The 17,244-nt window shown below is 64.2% G+C and carries 16 protein-coding genes; 2 read left to right on the top strand and 14 right to left on the bottom strand.

All coding sequences use genetic code 11. The features are described 5' to 3' along the window. Window positions 1–21: 21 nt before the first annotated feature. The 5 genes from AYX22_RS08420 to AYX22_RS08400 form a co-directional block, all read right to left on the bottom strand. A complete protein-coding gene (locus AYX22_RS08420; protein WP_207597025.1) occupies window positions 22–2,883 on the bottom strand; it encodes a DNA translocase FtsK in 2,862 nt (953 codons plus the stop codon). A gap of 75 nt (window positions 2,884–2,958) precedes the next feature. Beyond that, on the bottom strand, window positions 2,959–4,650 hold the full coding sequence (locus AYX22_RS08415; RefSeq protein ID WP_207597024.1) for a ribonuclease J: 1,692 nt from the start codon (window positions 4,648–4,650) through the stop codon (window positions 2,959–2,961). Between the two features lie 27 nt (window positions 4,651–4,677). Continuing rightward, window positions 4,678–5,589 (bottom strand): 4-hydroxy-tetrahydrodipicolinate synthase, encoded by a 912-nt coding sequence (gene dapA / locus AYX22_RS08410; protein ID WP_089594395.1) that lies wholly within the window; start codon window positions 5,587–5,589, stop codon window positions 4,678–4,680. 58 nt (window positions 5,590–5,647) lie between these two features. Then, a complete protein-coding gene (locus AYX22_RS08405) occupies window positions 5,648–6,604 on the bottom strand; it encodes a carbon-nitrogen hydrolase family protein (protein ID WP_242703571.1) in 957 nt (318 codons plus the stop codon). Between the two features lie 96 nt (window positions 6,605–6,700). Further along, the gene (locus AYX22_RS08400; RefSeq protein WP_207597023.1) at window positions 6,701–7,036 is read right to left on the bottom strand and encodes a hypothetical protein; all 336 of its coding nucleotides are present in this window, start codon (window positions 7,034–7,036) and stop codon (window positions 6,701–6,703) included. An 89-nt stretch (window positions 7,037–7,125) separates the two neighbouring features. Here AYX22_RS08400 and AYX22_RS08395 point away from each other — a divergent pair, with 89 nt between their 5' ends. Continuing rightward, window positions 7,126–8,361 (top strand): heparan-alpha-glucosaminide N-acetyltransferase domain-containing protein, encoded by a 1,236-nt coding sequence (locus AYX22_RS08395; RefSeq protein WP_207597022.1) that lies wholly within the window; start codon window positions 7,126–7,128, stop codon window positions 8,359–8,361. On the opposite strand, the gene AYX22_RS08390 is transcribed toward AYX22_RS08395, so the two are convergent. From AYX22_RS08390 to AYX22_RS08350, 9 genes are read right to left on the bottom strand one after another with little or no spacing between them, the layout of a single operon-like run. Next, a complete protein-coding gene (locus AYX22_RS08390) occupies window positions 8,337–8,825 on the bottom strand; it encodes a hypothetical protein (RefSeq protein ID WP_207597021.1) in 489 nt (162 codons plus the stop codon). The two genes, AYX22_RS08395 and AYX22_RS08390, sit on opposite strands and share 25 nt — an antisense overlap. 4 nt (window positions 8,826–8,829) lie before the next feature. After that, window positions 8,830–9,588, bottom strand: a complete 759-nt coding sequence (gene dapB / locus AYX22_RS08385; protein ID WP_207597020.1) for a 4-hydroxy-tetrahydrodipicolinate reductase — start codon at window positions 9,586–9,588, stop codon at window positions 8,830–8,832. A 51-nt stretch (window positions 9,589–9,639) separates the two neighbouring features. Beyond that, window positions 9,640–10,095, bottom strand: coding sequence for a molybdenum cofactor biosynthesis protein MoaE (locus AYX22_RS08380; protein WP_207597019.1), 456 nt, complete (start codon window positions 10,093–10,095; stop codon window positions 9,640–9,642). Further along, window positions 10,085–10,582 carry a MogA/MoaB family molybdenum cofactor biosynthesis protein gene (locus tag AYX22_RS08375; protein WP_207597018.1) on the bottom strand — a complete coding sequence of 166 codons (498 nt, stop codon included), beginning with the start codon at window positions 10,580–10,582 and terminating at the stop codon, window positions 10,085–10,087. The genes AYX22_RS08380 and AYX22_RS08375 overlap by 11 nt, the downstream gene beginning before the upstream one ends. Continuing rightward, complete coding sequence (gene moaC, locus AYX22_RS08370; RefSeq protein WP_207597017.1) at window positions 10,579–11,115, bottom strand: cyclic pyranopterin monophosphate synthase MoaC; 537 nt, start codon at window positions 11,113–11,115, stop codon at window positions 10,579–10,581. The genes AYX22_RS08375 and moaC overlap by 4 nt, the downstream gene beginning before the upstream one ends. Next, entirely contained in the window at window positions 11,103–12,329 is a 1,227-nt protein-coding gene (gene glp, locus AYX22_RS08365) for a gephyrin-like molybdotransferase Glp (RefSeq protein WP_242703570.1), read from the bottom strand. Before glp ends, moaC begins: the two co-directional genes overlap by 13 nt. Window positions 12,330–12,387: 58 nt before the next feature. Continuing rightward, complete coding sequence (locus AYX22_RS08360) at window positions 12,388–13,995, bottom strand: molybdopterin-dependent oxidoreductase (RefSeq protein WP_207597015.1); 1,608 nt, start codon at window positions 13,993–13,995, stop codon at window positions 12,388–12,390. Further along, window positions 13,992–15,212, bottom strand: coding sequence for a HAMP domain-containing sensor histidine kinase (locus AYX22_RS08355; RefSeq protein ID WP_207597014.1), 1,221 nt, complete (start codon window positions 15,210–15,212; stop codon window positions 13,992–13,994). Before AYX22_RS08355 ends, AYX22_RS08360 begins: the two co-directional genes overlap by 4 nt. Then, on the bottom strand, window positions 15,199–15,966 hold the full coding sequence (locus tag AYX22_RS08350) for a response regulator transcription factor (protein ID WP_207597013.1): 768 nt from the start codon (window positions 15,964–15,966) through the stop codon (window positions 15,199–15,201). The genes AYX22_RS08355 and AYX22_RS08350 overlap by 14 nt, the downstream gene beginning before the upstream one ends. A gap of 134 nt (window positions 15,967–16,100) precedes the next feature. On the opposite strand from AYX22_RS08350, the gene moaA reads away from it, so the two are divergent. Further along, the gene (gene moaA, locus AYX22_RS08345; protein WP_207597012.1) at window positions 16,101–17,240 is read left to right on the top strand and encodes a GTP 3',8-cyclase MoaA; all 1,140 of its coding nucleotides are present in this window, start codon (window positions 16,101–16,103) and stop codon (window positions 17,238–17,240) included. Window positions 17,241–17,244 lie beyond the last annotated feature (4 nt).

The raw sequence follows: 17,244 nt of genomic DNA, 5'->3' as shown, positions 1-17,244 counted from the left end.
TTTGGGCTGACGCCTTTGAAGCTAGCGCCCCGTCAACGACCAGGCGTCCTCGCCGCCTTCGTCGTCGTCATCGGGGCCGTCAGCGCCGTCGTGGTACTCAATGGCCTGCGTCCGGTTGTCCAGGTCTGCCTGCACGAGGTCCTCCGCATAACCGCCGACGGCGATGTTCGAGTTCGCGTTGTCGCTCAGGGCCGCCGTGTGGGCGTCGGGTGCAGCGGGTGATTCCTGGCCCTTCATCGCTGCCAGGACGGCCGCGAGGTCGTCCGGCTTGACCAGGACATCGCGGGCCTTCGAGCCTTCCGAGGGACCCACCACTCCGCGGGATTCGAGGAGGTCCATAAGCCGCCCGGCCTTGGCGAAGCCCACCCGGAGCTTGCGCTGCAACATCGACGTGGAGCCGAATTGGGTGGTCACCACCAACTCGGTGGCCTGCAACAAGACCTCGAGGTCGTCTCCAATGTCGTCGTCGATCTGCTTCTTGGGGGCTTCGGCAGCAACGTCGTCGCGGTAAACAGCCTGGAGCTGTCCCTTGACGTGCTCCACAACCTTGTGGATCTCGGATTCCGTCACCCAGGCACCCTGGACACGCATAGCCTTCGACGCACCCATCGGCAGGAAAAGCGCATCACCCTGGCCAATAAGCTTCTCCGCCCCAGGCTGGTCCAGCACAACACGGGAGTCCGTCACGGACGAGGTTGCGAAGGCCATGCGGGACGGCACGTTCGCCTTGATCAGGCCAGTGACGACATCCACGGACGGGCGCTGGGTGGCCAGGACCAGGTGGATACCGGCAGCACGGGCGAGCTGGGTGATGCGGACAATCGAGTCTTCGACGTCGCGCGGGGCCACCATCATGAGGTCGGCGAGTTCATCCACGATCACCAGAAGGTAAGGGTAGGGCTTGATGATCCGTTTGGAGTCCACGGGCGGCACCACTTTGCCGGCACGGACAGCCTTGTTGAAGTCGTCGATGTGTTTGTAACCGTAGTTGGCGAGGTCGTCGTAGCGGGCGTCCATCTCCCGGACCACCCATTGCAGGGCCTCCGCGGCCTTTTTGGGATTGGTGATGATGGGCGTGATGAGGTGCGGGACGCCTTCGTACGCGGTGAGCTCCACGCGCTTGGGGTCCACCATGACCATGCGGACTTCATCCGGGGTGGCACGCATGAGGATGGAGGTGATCATGGAGTTCACGAAGCTCGACTTACCGGCACCAGTGGCCCCAGCCACCAGCAGGTGGGGCATCTTTGCCAGGTTGGCCACCACGTAGCCGCCCTCGACGTCCTTGCCAACACCCATGACCATGGGGTGGTCTGTCCGGCGGGCGTTCTGGCTCCGCAGAACGTCGCCCAGCGAAACCGTTTCGCGGTCCGTGTTGGGAATCTCGATACCGATGGCCGATTTGCCGGGGATGGGGCTCAGGATGCGGACATCGCTCGATGCGACCGCGTAGGAAATATTCTTCGACAGCGCGGTAACGCGCTCCACCTTGGTACCGGGAGACAGCTCGATCTCGTAGCGCGTCACGGTGGGACCACGGCTGAAGCCAGTCACGGCTGCGTCCACGTTGAATTGTGTCAAGGTGTCCGTCAAGGCGGCGACGACGGCGTCATTGGCCTCTGTGCGCTCCTTCGGAATGGAGCCCGGCGTCAGGTAGTCGGAGGCCGGCAGGGTGTAGGTGACGTCCCCGGCGAGGGACAACTGCTCCGTGCGTTGTGGAATCGGCGTTTGCGGCAGCGGCGCACCGGCAGGCTTCGCGGGGACCTGGGCAACGGTGGGCGCTGGCACGGTCATGGCAGGACTGATGACCGGAATGGCTTCGGTGGGGTTGTCAATGCCGGGTGCCGCCCCCAAGCCCTGGGCTGCCTTGATCTTCCCGACGGCGATCTCCGCCTGGGTTGGGCGGCGCACCCCCGGCGGAACGCGCGGTTCCGGCGAGGCGGGAGCGTCGTCGTCGACTATTGCATGTTCGAAAGCTTCGTCCCCGACGTAGCCCTCCAGGCCTGCCTCGGGCTCCTCATCCTTGCCGAAGAAGCGCATGCGCTTCTTCTTGGGCTTGGCCGGTGCGTCGTTTTCGTAGAGGTAGCTGCGGTCGTGGGCGTCCTTGCCGGAACCGTCCATGAGGTCCACACCCATAAGGTGCTCATAGGCACCCCGGATGCGGGAGGGAATGGCGCCGAACGGGGTTGCAGTGACGATCAGGAAAGAGACGAAGGCCAACAAGCTGTAGAGGACCACCGGTACTGCACCGTGGATTGCGGCCAGGGGGGCGGCGGCGAGGAATCCCAGCATGCCGCCTGCCCTGCGCAGGCCATCGAACCCATCGGCCACGGTGGGCAGGCCGCCAATGACGTGGGCCAAACCCGATCCAGCCAGGGTCATGATCATAAAGCCAATGCCCACACGGTTGTTGCCGCGGCCGTCCTGGGGTTTCCGGAACAACCGGAAGGCACAAACAAAAAGCATGAAAGGCAGGATCAGGGTCATCCAGCCAAACGTCCCGTTGACCACGCTGTAGACGACGTCCGGGAGCCACCCCGTCAGGCCCCACCAGGCGAAAGTGGCAATCGCGATGCCCAACACCAGGTTGAAAAGGGCTGCGCCGTCACGGCGATCCGCGGGATCGAGGTCGCTGACGTCGTACCCAATGCGGCGGACGCCGGCACCGACCACATGGCCGATCCCCTGCCAAAAACCTGAAAGCATACGCAGGGGCAGCGGAGCCTGGGGCTCGACGGCGGCCGCCTGCTTGGTGCGGGCAGTGCTTCCACGCCCGCTCTTGCCTGCGGCGGCGCTGGTTTTGGATGTGGCTGCGCTCCGGCCTGTGCCGCCGGATTTACTGCTGGAGCTGCCTCGTGGCGTGGAGGTAGTACGGGTCGCCATAACTGCCACGGTACCCCAAGGGGGCCTGAAATCCGCGGATTTCAGGCCCCCTTGGGTGTGCATGTTGCCGTGGGGCTATGCCTCAAGGACCACCGGAATGATCATGGGACGGCGGCGGAGCTTGCGGTTGACCCACGTGCCGATGATCCTGCGCACCACCTGCTGCAGCTGATGGTTGGTATGGTCTGCGTGATTAAGCACAGCGTCTTCCAGTGCGGCGTTGATCTTGGGGATGATCTCGTCGAAGACCGAATCATCCTCAGCAACACCACGGGCATGGATTTCCGGTCCCGACACGATCTTGCCGGTAGTGCGGTTGATGACCGTAATGATGGAAATGAAGCCCTCGTCCCCGAGGATGCGACGGTCCTTCAAGTCGGCGTCGGTGATCTCACCCACGCTGGAACCGTCCACGTAGACGAATCCGACCTCTACTTGGCCAACAATGTTTGCTTTGTGGTCCTTCAGGTCGATCACTGTGCCGTTGTCGCTCAGGATGATGCCCTCGGACGGAACACCGGATTCCCGCGCGATGTTGCCATTGGCAATAAGGTGACGGGTTTCGCCGTGCACAGGCATGGCGTTGAGCGGCTCAAGGATGTTGTAGCAGTACAGGAGCTCCCCTGCCGCTGCGTGCCCGGAGACGTGGACCTTCGCAGTGCCCTTATGGATTACGTCCGCGCCGAGTTTGAGGAGTCCGTTGATGATGCGGAACACGGCATTCTCGTTGCCGGGAATCAGGCTGGAGGCCAGAATGACGGTGTCGCCGGGTCCAACCACTACGCGGTGGTCGCCGTTGGCCATCCGGGACAGGGCAGCCATCGGCTCGCCCTGGGAACCGGTGGACATCAGGACCACGCGGTCATCGGGCATGTTGTCGATGTTCTTGATGTCCACCAAAATCCCGGCCGGCACATCGAGATACCCCAGTTTGGCGGCGATGGCCATGTTGCGCACCATGGAGCGTCCAACGAAAGCGACCTTGCGGCCATGCTTCTCTGCGGCATCAAGGACCTGCTGGACACGGTGAACATGGGACGAGAACGACGCGACGATGAGGCGCTTCTTCGCTTGGCCGAACAGGCGGTCCAAAGTGGGACCAATTTCCTTTTCGGCCGTGGTGAACCCAGGGACGTCCGCGTTGGTGGAGTCGGCCATGAACAGGTCCACGCCCTCTTCGCCCAACCGGGCGAAGTGACGGAGGTCGGTGATGCGGCCATCCAGCGGCAACTGGTCCATCTTGAAGTCGCCGGTGTGCAGGACCGTGCCACCCTCGGTCCGGATGAAAACGGCCAGGGCATCAGGGATGGAGTGGTTCACGGCAATGAACTCGCACTCGAACGGGCCGAATTGCTCCACTTGGCCCTCGGTGACGGTGAGGGTGTACGGCTTGATCCGGTGTTCCTGGAGCTTTGCTTCCACCAGGGCCAGGGTGAGCTGGGACCCGATCAGTGGAATATCGGCTTTAAGGCGCAACAGGTAGGGAACCGCACCGATGTGGTCCTCGTGACCGTGCGTCAGCACGACGCCAACTACGTCCTGCAGCCTGTCTTCGATGTAGGAGAAATCGGGCAGGATGAGGTCTACGCCGGGCTGGGTCTCTTCAGGGAAGAGCACGCCACAGTCAACGACCAGCAGCTTGCCGTCGATTTCGAAGACGGCCATGTTGCGGCCGATCTCTCCCAGGCCACCGAGCGGAACAATCCGCAGCGTGCCTTTCGGCAGTTTCGGCGGCGTAACCAGTCCGGGAAGGGCGGTTTGGGTCATATTGTGCTTCTTTCCGGCGGAACCGGCCTAGACGTTGAAGTCCATACCGGCTTCCGCCAAATCCCCGCGGATGATGTCGATCTCGGCTGCGTCCGGCTCCACGAGGGGCAAACGGACAACCGAGTTGGGCAGGACTCCCTGCCACTTGAGAATCTGCTTGGCGGCTACTGCGCCTTGGACCCGCGTCATGGTTGCGCGAATGACGGGTTCCAGTTCAAAGTTGATGGCCCTCGCAGTGGCGAGGTCGCTGGCGTTAACAGCGTCGATCAGCTCGCGGAAGCGACGCGTGGCCACGTGGGTGGTGACGCCCACCAGGCCGACGGCGCCGAGCGCCATCCACTGGAGGGTCAATCCGTCATCACCGGAATAGAAAACCAGGTCAGTCTCAGCCATGACCCGGGTAGCGGCGGCAAAATCTGCCTTGGCGTCCTTGACCGCCACGATGTTCTGGTGCTTGGCCAGGCCGATCATGGTCTCAGGAGCAATCGCAATGGAGGAGCGGCCTGGGATGTCGTAGAGCATGACGGGCAGATCCGTTGACGAGGCAATGGTCTCGAAGTGCGCCCGGACGCCTGCCTGGCTGGGCTTGTTGTAGTAGGGCGTGACGATCAGGAGACCATCCACGCCAACCTCGGCAGCCCGCTGGGAAAGGTGCACCGAGTGTGCGGTGTCGTTGGTGCCGGTTCCGGCAATGATGGCAGCCTTGCCGCCGACGGCTTCTTTGACCGCCCGGAACATACCAAGGTTTTCGTCGTCCGTGAGGGTTGAGGTCTCTCCGGTGGTGCCGGTAACAACGAGCCCATCGCAACCATCCTGGACAAGCTTCTCTGCCAGTACAGCGGCTTGGTCGTAGTCCACCTTGCCGTCCTCGGTGAACGGGGTGACCATCGCGGTCAGGAGGGTACCAAGGGCGGGAGTGTGGGCGCGCAAGTCAGACATAAGAAAAACGTTACCCTGTCGCGGGCTTGTTACAAGAATGGGTTCCGCGTGATGGTCCTCATGCCCCGGTTGAGGATCTGTAGGCGTCAAGACGGGACCAGTCCAACGACACCATGGCGACTTCCGTCCCGGTGCCCGCCACCCGGACCAGGGCAGCACCGTCTGGACCCCACGCTCCACTGAGACCGCAGGAGGGGCCCAAGGGCGTTTCTCCTCCAAGGTTCGCCAATAATCCAAACATCCGGTGGTCCATGGAACGGGCGCCCAAATGCAGTCCGAGCCTGAGTTCCTCGCCCCGCGTGTACAGCGCAGAGACTGCATACACATCGGCCTCCGCTTCCGCCGCGGCACCGGCGTGGGCAGGATGCGCGGCGTCAGCACAGACCGCAAAGGCAACCCGCCATCCGTCGACATCAAGCACCGCCGGACCGCTTCCAGGGACAAAAAGCTCCCGCTCCGGCCCATGCAGATGAGTTTTGAAGACAGGTTTCACCGATCCGTCACAGCCGACGATAAGCGAGGCCAACCTGGGCGTCTGATCCGCCTCCCGCCAGCCTGCCCCGACGACGGCCACCGTCCTGGTGCGGGCACAGACATCCTGGAGGGGGTGGAGCCGCGGGTCGCCTTCGGTTAACCACGGCGAAGGCTGACTGCCCGGCGAAGGCTGTCCTGCTCCGGCGGGGACTTTGAATGCAGTGAGTTCATACCCGGTCAAGGAGAGTTCAGGAAAAAGCACCAAACGTGCGCCACGGTTGCAAGCCTCCGCCACCAGCCTCACATGGGCCGCGACGTTTGCCTCCACGGCCGCTCCCCCGACGCCTGACAGCAGCGCTTCATATTGAACAACGGCCGCGCGAAGCACTGCCGGGTCATGCGGTTCTTCCCCTGGGTGAGGCCTTGCTTCAACGAACCCGGCCCCTGCGGGCGCGGTACCACCAAACGGGCTCTCCACGGATGTGGCATCCAGGGGACGGGCCGGCCTTTGGGTGGGGACTTGCGGGGGCGTCGGAATCACCAGCCCATCCTATTCCGGAGGCAACCTCGGGATGTTGCAGGACAGGCCGGGGCGTGGAGCCATGGGGCCCTCTCACTCCAGTCAGACCCCGACTGGCTAGGACGGCCCAGGCGTCCGCGCAGGTTGATCCGCGCAATAGTGCGCCACGGCCCGCTCCTTGAGGTGTTCAGCCCAGGTGACCAGGCGCTGGGAAGCGCGAACGTACTCGAACAGTTCCAACGGCGTCAGGGAATCCAGGTCCGCCTCGGATAGCCGCCGGGCAAGTTCAGCTCCGGGCGGCTGCTCGGCCAGCACTGTTCCTTCGCGGCGCCACTGGGTGTCTTCAGGGGGTTCGCCCGCCACGAGTTGCCTGAAGAGGAAGTCGACGACGCCGGGGCTCATTGCTTTCATGGGTCCGGCGAGACCTTCGGGTGGCGTGGGGACATCGTTCATCCTGCCATGTTATTCGAACATATATTCGAAGACAAGACCTGGGCTCTGCCGTCGGCCCGGCTCACAGTTGGCTGTGAGACGATCGCAGCATGACTTCGCAAGAGACTGCGCCCCCGCGGAAAGCGCGCGACGGCGGCCAGGTCTCCTCCCGGCTCACTGGGATCGACGCTGCCAGGGGTGCAGCGTTGCTTGGCATGATGTCCACGCACCTCCTACCGACGTTCGGGCCCTCCCCGGCGTGGGAGCCGACCTTCGTGGGATTGGTATTTTCGGGGCGGTCTGCTGCACTCTTCGCTGTCCTTGCCGGCATTGGATTGGCGCTGAGTACGGGTCGGCAGGAACCTCGCAAAGGCAACGATCTCCGGGCCGCGAGAGGCGGGGTCGCCATGCGAGCCTTGGTCATTGCGGTGGTCGGCCTCACTTTGGGAGGGCTGGACGTCAATGTCGCCGTCATCCTGGTGCATTACGCCGTGCTTTTCCTTTGCGTCCTGCCATTCCTTGGCCTTCGGGTCAAGGCACTGTGTTTCTGGGCGGCGGGCTGGGTGCTGTTGTCTCCGCTGCTGGCTTACCTGGTCCGGCCCTTGCTGTTGGACGCCGCACCTCCCCTGCAACTGGGTCACAACCCCAACGGCGAGGACCTGGGGACGCCGGCACGCCTCCTCGCAGACCTCTTCTTCACTGGTTACTACCCGGTGTTCCAGTGGATCTCATATCTGCTGATCGGACTGGTGCTCGGCAGGTTGGCGCTCACGACCGCGAAGGTGCAGTTCCTGCTCCTAATCGGCGGAACCACTGTGGCTGCTGCGGCAAAGCTGGGAGGGTTCCTTGCCCTGGAAGCATGGGGCGGCCGGGCCGCGCTGGAGGCACTTCCCGGCACCCGCGGGTACCCGCTGGAAAGCATGCTCCAGGTTAATCTGACCGGGCTGGAGCAGACCGGTTCGTGGTGGTGGTTGGCCACAGCATCCCCCCATGCAGGGACCACGCTGGACCTGCTGCACACCAGCGGAACGGCTGCCGCAGTGGTGGGTTTCTTCCTGCTGCTGGGTACCGTGGCCGACCGTATCAAGGTCAATATCCTGATAGTGCTCAGCGGGCCCGGAGCCATGACGCTCAGCCTCTATTCGGCCCATGTATGGGTGGTTTCGGGGTTCACCAACCAGCCACTGCCCGCAGGGTGGACAGAAGGGGGCATGTACTGGACCCAGGCACTGTGTGCAGTGGCAATCGGCGTGTGTTTCGCCTTGCTCCGGCGCCGCGGACCGCTGGAGTGGGTTGCCCATACGGCGTCGAAGCTGGGCAGCTACCGTCCCGCAGCGGTGGGCTGAGAGCGGAACAGCTTCACGGCGTCGCGCATTGATGCCCTGGCGCGCTTGCGGTCCCCCGAGGCGTCATAGGCGCAACTCAACCGGAACCAGGAACGCCAATCCTCCGGCGCCGCCTCGGCCTCGGCCCGGTACTTCTCGAACTCCGCATCCGCGGCCGCCCGGACAATCCGCCCGCCGGGCGTTCGGGGCAGGGTGTCCTCGGGCAAACCGCCTTCGGCTTCCAGGACCTTGGCCATCTGCTCGGTGCGGGCGCCAAACAGGAGCTCGCGGATGAGCGCCCACGCTCCGACGATGGGCAGGACCAGATAGGCCGCTCCAATGCCCTTCGCTACCAGGTTCGGGTCACCGAGGAGGAGGAACGAGCGTTGGACGGACACCACCAGGTAGAGCACCAACAGCAGGGTGATGGCGCCGACCCAGATCTTGGTGCGGTTCTTCTTCAAGGAAGTCCAGAAATTGCCCATGGACCTAGAGTCCCAGGTCCAGGTAGCCGTCCAGGCCAACCGTGAGGCCGGGGTGCGTTGAGACTTTACGCAATCCCAGCAGGACACCAGGCATAAAGGAAGCCCGGTCGAAGGAGTCATGGCGCAACGTCAACTGCTCACCCGGACCGCCGAAAAGGACCTCCTGGTGGGCGACCAAACCGCGGAGCCGCACACTGTGGACGCGGACACCCTCCACGTCACAGCCCCTGGCTCCGTCCAACGACGTTTCAGTGGCGTCCGGGCTTGCCGGAACTCCGGCTGCCTGCCGTGCATCAGCGATCAGCTGCGCCGTACGCACCGCCGTGCCGGATGGTGCGTCCACCTTGTTCGGGTGGTGCAGCTCGATGATCTCGACGGACTCAAAATACTGTGAGGCTTTGGCCGCGAAAGCGGAGGCCAGCACGGACCCCAGGGCAAAGTTCGGGGCGATCAGCACGCCGGTGTCCGGCTTCTGCTCCAGCAATGCACGGAGGGACTCCAGCCTGTCGGCATTCCAACCAGTGGTACCGACAACAGCATGGATGCCATGCTCTACGGCAAACCGGACGTTGGTCTCTGTGGTGTCCGGGACCGTGAGGTCAACAACGTACTGTGCGCCGGCGTCGAGCAGGGTTTCCAGGGAATCGCCGCGACCCAGGGCGGCTACAAGCTTCATGTCATCGGCTGCTTCCACAGCTTTCACGGCTTCAATTCCCATGCGCCCGTGGGCGCCCAGCACTGCAACAGCAAGTTGTTCGGTCATGCCGTTAACCCTACCGCCGGGCCGGGGCCCGGCAGGAACCGTGACTCAGGCTTACTCCCCCGCGCCAACCCACTCGACGGTGCCGTCGGTGAAGAACTGTTCCTTCCAAATGGGAACCTGCGCTTTGACCCTGTCCACCAGCTCGGAACAGACGGCAAACGCCTGTCCCCGGTGGGCCGCCGCGACGGCACAGACAAGGGCCGGGTCACCGATCTCCAGCATCCCGATGCGGTGCGCGGCCCAGATGCGGACGGGTTGGTCGGCTTCGCCTGAATGCTCAGCCACCAATTGGGCCACGACGTCGGACATGACCTGGTGCGCCGTGGGATGGGCGCTGTAACTGAGCCGGTCCACAGCCTTGCCGGAATCGTGGTTCCGGACCACGCCGCTGAAGCTGACCACAGCCCCGGCGCTGTCCGATTCGACCGCCGCGATGGCTTGGTCCACCGAGATGGGTTCCGCGCTGAGGACAGCGCTGACTACTTCGAAATCTGTTTCAGTGCCCATGGCTACCTTCCATTTGTTCGCACAAGTGCCCGATCACTGGGTCCAGGACAGCCAATCCATCCATAACGCCCTTTGGGGATCCCGGCAGATTGATGATGAACGTCGTTCCCGCAGCTCCAGCGTGGCCGCGGCTCAGCATGGCCATGGGCGTCTTCGCGGCGCCTGCGCGCCGGATTGCTTCCATGATGCCGGGAATTTCGCGGTCCAAGAGCGGCAAGGTCATCTCCGGCGTCTTGTCATCCGGGCTCAGGCCCGTTCCGCCGCTGGTGATGATGACCGCGGGGTCCTGGGTCAGGAGCGCCCTGAGGGCAGCTCCCACTGGCTCCCCGTCCGGCACCACCATGGTGGGGAACGTCTCAAAACCGTGCTCATTGAGCCAATCGAGGATGATGGGCCCCGTCTCATCAGCGTAGATTCCGGCAGCAGCCCGGGTGGAGGCAATCACGACGCCGGCCTTCCGAAGGCTGTTCGGCTCGCAAGCACTCATTCGCCGGCCTCCTGGACCGGTTCCCCTGAGACGTCCCAGTCGCCACTCTTGCCGCCAGTCTTGGCCAGCACGCGGATGTCGGTCAGCACGGCATGCTTGTCCACGGCCTTGATCATGTCGTAGATACTCAGTGCCGCTACCGATGCCGCCGTCAGGGCTTCCATTTCAACGCCGGTCACGCCCTTGGTCTTGACGGTTGCCAGGATGTCCACCGAGCGGGCGCCCAAATGGAAATCCACGGTGACCTTGGAAATAGGCAGCGGATGGCACAACGGGATCAGCTCCGGCGTCTTCTTTGCCGCCATGATGCCTGCTACCCGTGCCACGGCGAGCGCGTCGCCTTTGGGCAGCTCACCGGCACCCAAAAGGGCCATCACGTCCGGGGTTGTCCGGACGGTTGCCGTGGCGGTGGCTTCGCGGGTGGTCACTGCCTTCGCGGAGACATCCACCATCTGCGCAGTGCCGTCGTGCCGTAGGTGCGTCAGGCCGCCGCCGTGTTCTGTTGTCCCGGGAGTTTCATTCACAGCATCCATACTTCCACTTCGGCTCCTGCGGTGAGTTCCGTGACGTTGCCTGGGATCTGGACCAACGCGTTGGCACGGGCAAGGGCGTGCACCAGGTGTGAGCCGGCGCCGCCTTCCATACGGAGCATGCCGTCCCCGGCCACCGAGCCACGCCGGACCTGGTGTTTGCCCTCGGGAGAGGTCAGGGGTTCGGCAAGGCGTACAGTCCGTACGGGTCGTGGAGCCGGAGTTCCCATAACCTCCGACAGGGCGGGCCGGAGGAACATCTCAAAGGAGACGAGGCAGCTGACAGGGTTGCCGGGAAATCCGAGGAAGGGAATGCCGTTGAAGGTTCCCAGGCCCTGCGGCCCGCCCGGCTGCATTGCAACGGGGAGGAAATCAACGGGCTGGCCGGCCATCGCCTGGCGCACCACCTCGTAGGCGCCCTTGCTTACTCCCCCGGTGGTGACAATGACATCCACGGGACGGTCCGATTCCCGGGTGTGATGGTGAAGGACGGCCAGGAGGTGTGCAGGGTCGTCGTCCGAGATGCCCGTACGAACAACGTCCAGGTTTGCCTGGCGCATGGACGCTTCAAGCAGCGTTCCGTTGGAGTCGAAGATCTTGCCGGGCTTGAGTTCTTCCCCTGGTTCCACTACCTCGTCTCCCGTGGTGACCAGGAGGACACGCAGAGGTTCAGGGACCTCAACTGTTGACAGGCCCATGGCTGCCAGCAGGCCAAGCTGGGCCGGTCCCAGCAGGGTGCCTGCTGCCAGGGCCAGGGCTCCCCTGTGGATGTCGCTGCCGCTGTTCCGCACATAAGCACCGGGAGCCACCGCGGGAAGGTTGACGACGGCATCCATGGTGGTGGGGTCTGGAAAGGTACTGGGGCTCGCTTTCTCGATGGGTACGACGGCGTCGGCGCCCTCTGGAATCATGGCTCCGGTCATGATGGGGGCGGCGTAGCCGGCCTTCAGCGCTGTTGGTGTCGCACCTGCCGGGACGGGAGCTGCCACCCGGAGCTGCCCGCCGTCGTCGGGAATGTCATGTGACCGGACGGCAAAGCCGTCCATCTGGGAGTTGGCGAATGGCGGCAGCGAGAGCGGCGCATGGACATCGACGGCGAGCGGCTTTCCCAGTGCGTCGAGCAACGGCACGCGGTGGTTTCCCTTGGTGGTGGCAGTGCCGGCCAGCAGTTCCACCACTGCCTGGCGATGGGTTGCAACTGATCTGGGCACGGACAACCTCCTGTTGTGACACACTGGCTTCCGGAATTTCTCCGGACGTACCCAGACTAGGGCCTTAGCCCACCTTGACGCTGATGGTGTGATAGCCCGTGGCGCCATCCGGAGCCACGGGTGCCTTTTCCTCGGTCTGCGGCTGGCCGGTGGTATCGGTGGCCCGGACCTGCACTTCGTAATCCCCGGGGGTGAGATCGAGGCCCAGTTGCCATTGATACCAGGTGTCCGTGGAAATCCCGCTCGCAAGAGTGGCCTGCTTCCAGGGTCCGCGGTTGACGCGGAGCTCAACGCGGCTGATGCCCCGGTGCTGGGCCCAGGCCACACCTCCGAACTGCACTGTGCCCGGCTGGACCGTCCTGCCGCTGCGGGGAACGTCGATGCGTGACTGCGTCTTGATGGGTCCGTGGTCGCTCCAGCCCCTGGGGGTCCAGTACGCGGTGTCGTCGGCGAAGCGGGTGACTTTCAGTTCGGTGAGCCATTTGGTGGCGGAGACAAATCCGTACAGCCCTGGCACGATCATCCGCACCGGGAAGCCGTGTTCCAGCGGGAGCGGTTCGCCGTTCATGCCGACGGCCAACAGTGCGTCGCGGTCGTCGGTGAGGGCCTCCAAAGGTGTGCTGGCCGTCCACCCGTCGTTGCTGGTGGACAGCACCATGTCTGCGCCGGCTTTGGGACCGGCCATGGCAAGGAGTTCGCGGATGGGCCAGCCCAGCCAGAGCGCATTGCCTATGAGGTCGCCGCCGACGTTGTTGGATACGCAGGCGATGGTGACATGCCGTTCGATCATGGGTTTGGCGAGGAGCGTGGCAAAGTCGATCTCGATCTCCCGGTCCACCAATCCGGTGACCTTCAGCCTCCACGCCGGCGGGTCGATGGCCGGTACCGTCAGTGCCGTATCGATTCTGTAGAAATCGGAGTTGGGGGTCACCAGGGGGCTGATGCCGTCCACGGGAAGCGAGGCGCCGGCGGGTATTGCCTGCGGTGGGATCACGGGTTCCGGGAGCGTCATGGAACTGCGGAAACCTGACGCCACGGCCGTGGCCCGGGTGAGGACCGCAGTGACGGTTCCGGCCACGACGGCGGCGAGGGAGGTGCCAGCGAGGGCGTTGAGGAAACTCCGCCGTGCCAGGGGTGCGGGATCATGCCCTTGAAGTTCCTGATTTGCTGCCTCGGGTGCCCACGTGACGAGCCGCCGGATGAGGGTGCGCAACAGCAGCATCGTGACGACCGCAGCGACGATCGGGGCCAAGGCCGCCTGCGGGCTTGCTTGGGCACGCGTGACGACGGCGGTCAGTCCAGCTGCTCCGGCCACCCCGGCCAGCGCCAGTCCCCAGCCGGCGCGGCGATGCTCCAGAACGCCGGCCAGCGCGGCCAACAATCCCGCGACGAGACCGATGGATGCAATCAACACGATCTTGTCCGCTGTGCCGAACAACTGCACGGCCAGGTCCTTCACTCCGGGGGGCACTGCATCAATCACAGCTCCGCCCAGGGCCGTGACAGGGGAAACCAACGGGCTCAGCAGGCCTGCGGTCAGTTCGCCGGCAGCAATCCCAGCACCGCCCGACGCTACACCTGCCGCGGCAGGCCACCGACGTAGGCTGAGCCGGCCGCGTGACCGGGTGGAGGCGCGGGTTTCCGGCCTGTCCACACTTTTGTGCGTACTCATGATGCGCCTCCCGCGCGTTCGTCGGCTGAAATCCCGGACGTGGCCGGGACGGATCCCGCCGGAAGGGACAACGCAAAGCGACAGCCGCCGTCGACGTTTTCCACAGTGACTGATCCGCCGTGGGCCTTGACGATGCCGGCCACCATGCTCAGTCCGATGCCCGCGCCACTGTATCTGCCCTGCAGTCCATCAGTGGTGCCCCGGGCGGGGTCTTTCTGCCAGCCCGTCTCGAACAGATGCGGTAGGTCCTCGTTGCGGATGCCACCACACTGGTCCTGCACTGCGACCACTGCATTTCCGCCGTGGTGCCCCAGCCCGTCGCGTCCGACGCTGACGTGGACCTCAGTGTCCGGCCGGCTGTAGATAATGGCGTTGAGGAGGATGTTCCGCACAGCCCGGGCGAGGCTGGGGCCATCGGCGACGGCCATGCACTCACGGTCGCCGCCGCCGTCGAGCGTGATGCCGCGTTGAGCGGCCAAAGGTGCGAGATCGGACAACGCATCGCTGACAAGATCGTAAAGGTCCAGTGGTTCAGCACGGAGACGGAGAGTGCCGGCCTGGATCTTGGACAACTCCAGGAGATCATTGACCATGGCGGTCATCTGCTCCGTCTGTCCGATGATCTTCCGGTAATAGCCCGGCACATCGGACGCCATACCGTCTTCAAGTGCCTCGGTCATGGCGCGCATGCTGGCCAAGGGGGTCCGGAGATCATGCGATATCCACGACACCAATTCCCGCCGGGCCGTCTCAATGGCGGCTTCACGTTCCCGTGACTCGGCGAGGCTGCGGCTGCTGGCCTCAAGTTCCTTGGCCAGTTCGGCAAGTTCGGACGTCATGGCGGGAGCACTGCCCCGCCCCTCCCCGGCGTGGTCCAAGGTCTCCCCCCGGCCAAGGCGCCGCGCGGCAACCACCAACCGGGCAGCGTTACGTGACACGCCCCCGCCCAGCATGAGTGACAAGGCAACAGCTACTGCTGATGCCACGGCGAGGATGTACCACATGACTTCCAGGTCCCTGGCAGAGATGAACATGGCATTGAACGCACTGACCATGCCGGCCACCAGGACCGCAACCGTAGCGACGACCACCAGGCAGATCTGTGCCAGGACCGACGCCCGACGCAGCAGTCGCAGGCTGAACAAGGTTGCGGCGCCGATGAGGACGGCCCAGAACAAGACCCAAGCCAGGATGGTCCACAGCTCACTGCCCTCCATGGCCACGCTCCCCGCCGCCGGAGTGCTCCGGCGCGTTGCCGGAGGCGGAATCGAAGCGGTACCCCACACCCCAGACCGTCTTGAGCAACTCAGGCTTGGTGGGGTTGGCTTCAATCTTTTCCCGCAGGCGACGCACGTGCACTGTGACTGTTGAGAGATCGCCGAAGTCCCAGCCCCAGACGGCCTTGATGAGTTCCTCGCGGCTGAAAACCTGGCGTGGCCGCCGCATCATGAAAGCCAGGAGATCGAATTCGCGCACCGTCAAGGCCAACGGAACTCCGTGATGCGTTACTGTCCGGGACGCAGGATCGAGTTCGAGACCCGCGGCTTCCACTGGTGGTTCCGGCGTGAACTCCTTGATGCTTCGCCTGAGCACCGATTTCACCCGGAGCACCAGCTCGCGCGGTGAGAAGGGCTTGGTCACGTAATCGTCAGCGCCCATCTCCAGGCCGAGGATCCGGTCATCTTCGGTGCCCAAAGCCGTAACCATGATCACCGGTACACTCATGGTCTGGCGGAGCCGGCGGCACACCTCCACGCCGTCCAAACCAGGCAGCATGCGGTCCAGGATCACCAGGTCGGGTTTGCGGTCCGCTGCCACCTGAAGGGCGGTAAATCCGTCACCCGCCATGTCTACCTGAAAGCCCGCTTGCAGCAGGTAGTCGCGGACCACATCGGCGATGGTCTGTTCGTCTTCCACCAGGAGGATGCGGCGATTCCCTGGTTCCGCTGATGATGCCGTAGGTGTGGTCACGCTTTCAGCATAGGTTTGCCGGCGGTCCCCGGCACGTGATTCAGGCATCCGCGGCGCAAGCGTATGCAATCCGTAAGAACTGTATGACTGTAATCGGTGTCACTGATCCTGCCACGGTGGCGTAGCCTGAATTTATGAGTGTTCAGCTGGGAATGCCGGTGCCCCCTCCGGGTGGCCCCGCGGGCAGCAAGGAAAGTGGCATCGCGGTACCGCCGCCGCGCCCGGCAGGAACGCCTGCGGGCCTGTGGGACCGCTATGGCCGGCGGGCTACGGACATGCGGCTGTCCCTGACGGACAAATGCAACCTGCGCTGTACATACTGCATGCCGGCCGAGGGGTTGGAATGGCTCTCGAAACAAGCCGTGATGACCAGGGACGAAATTGTCCGGATCGTCCGGATCGGGGTCAACGCCTTGGGCGTGCGGGAACTGCGCCTCACCGGCGGCGAACCCTTGGTCCGCGCCGACCTGGTGGACATCATTTCCGGCATCCGCAGCGACCACCCGGACCTCCCGATCTCCATGACCACCAACGGTGTTGGCCTGGACAAAAAGGCGGCGGCGCTGAAGGCTGCGGGCCTCACCCGCATCAATGTCTCGCTCGATTCCCTGCACGAGGAAACCTTTACCAAACTCACGCGCCGGCCGTTCCTGGATCGCGTCCTGGCCGGCGTTGATGCCGCTTGGGCGGCCGGCCTTGGGCCGGTCAAGTTGAATGCCGTGCTGATGCGCGGGATCAACGACGCCGAATCGCCGGACTTGCTCGCCTGGGCCTTGGGCCGCGGCTACGAGCTTCGCTTCATCGAACAAATGCCGCTGGACGCCGATCACGGGTGGACCCGTCGCAACATGATCACTGCCGCCGAGATCCGGGAATTGCTCTCCCGCGACTTTGTGCTGGCGCACGACCCCCGCGAACGGGACGGCGCCCCGGCCGAACGATTTGAAGTACGACGCCGGGACACGGCTTCCGGTGAAGCTGCGGGCCCAGTCCTCGGTACAGTCGGCATTATCGCCTCGGTCACCGAACCGTTCTGCGCCGACTGCCGCCGAACCCGCATCACGGCCGAGGGCAAGATCATGAGTTGCCTCTTCTCCCACGAAGAATTCGACCTCCTGGGCCTGCTTCGCGGCGGGGCCACGGATCACGAACTGGCATCGCGGTGGCAAGACGCCATGTGGGTCAAACCTAAAGCCCACGGCATGGACCACACAGGTCTCGGCGCAGCGGACTTTGTCCAGCCGGACCGCAGCATGAGCGCAATCGGAGGCTGAAACC

This window comes from Arthrobacter sp. D5-1, assembly GCF_017357425.1.
Taxonomy (GTDB): Bacteria; Actinomycetota; Actinomycetes; order Actinomycetales; family Micrococcaceae; genus Arthrobacter.
The sequence above is the reverse complement of the archived record's forward strand: the minus strand, read 5'-3'. Positions and strand labels throughout refer to the sequence as shown.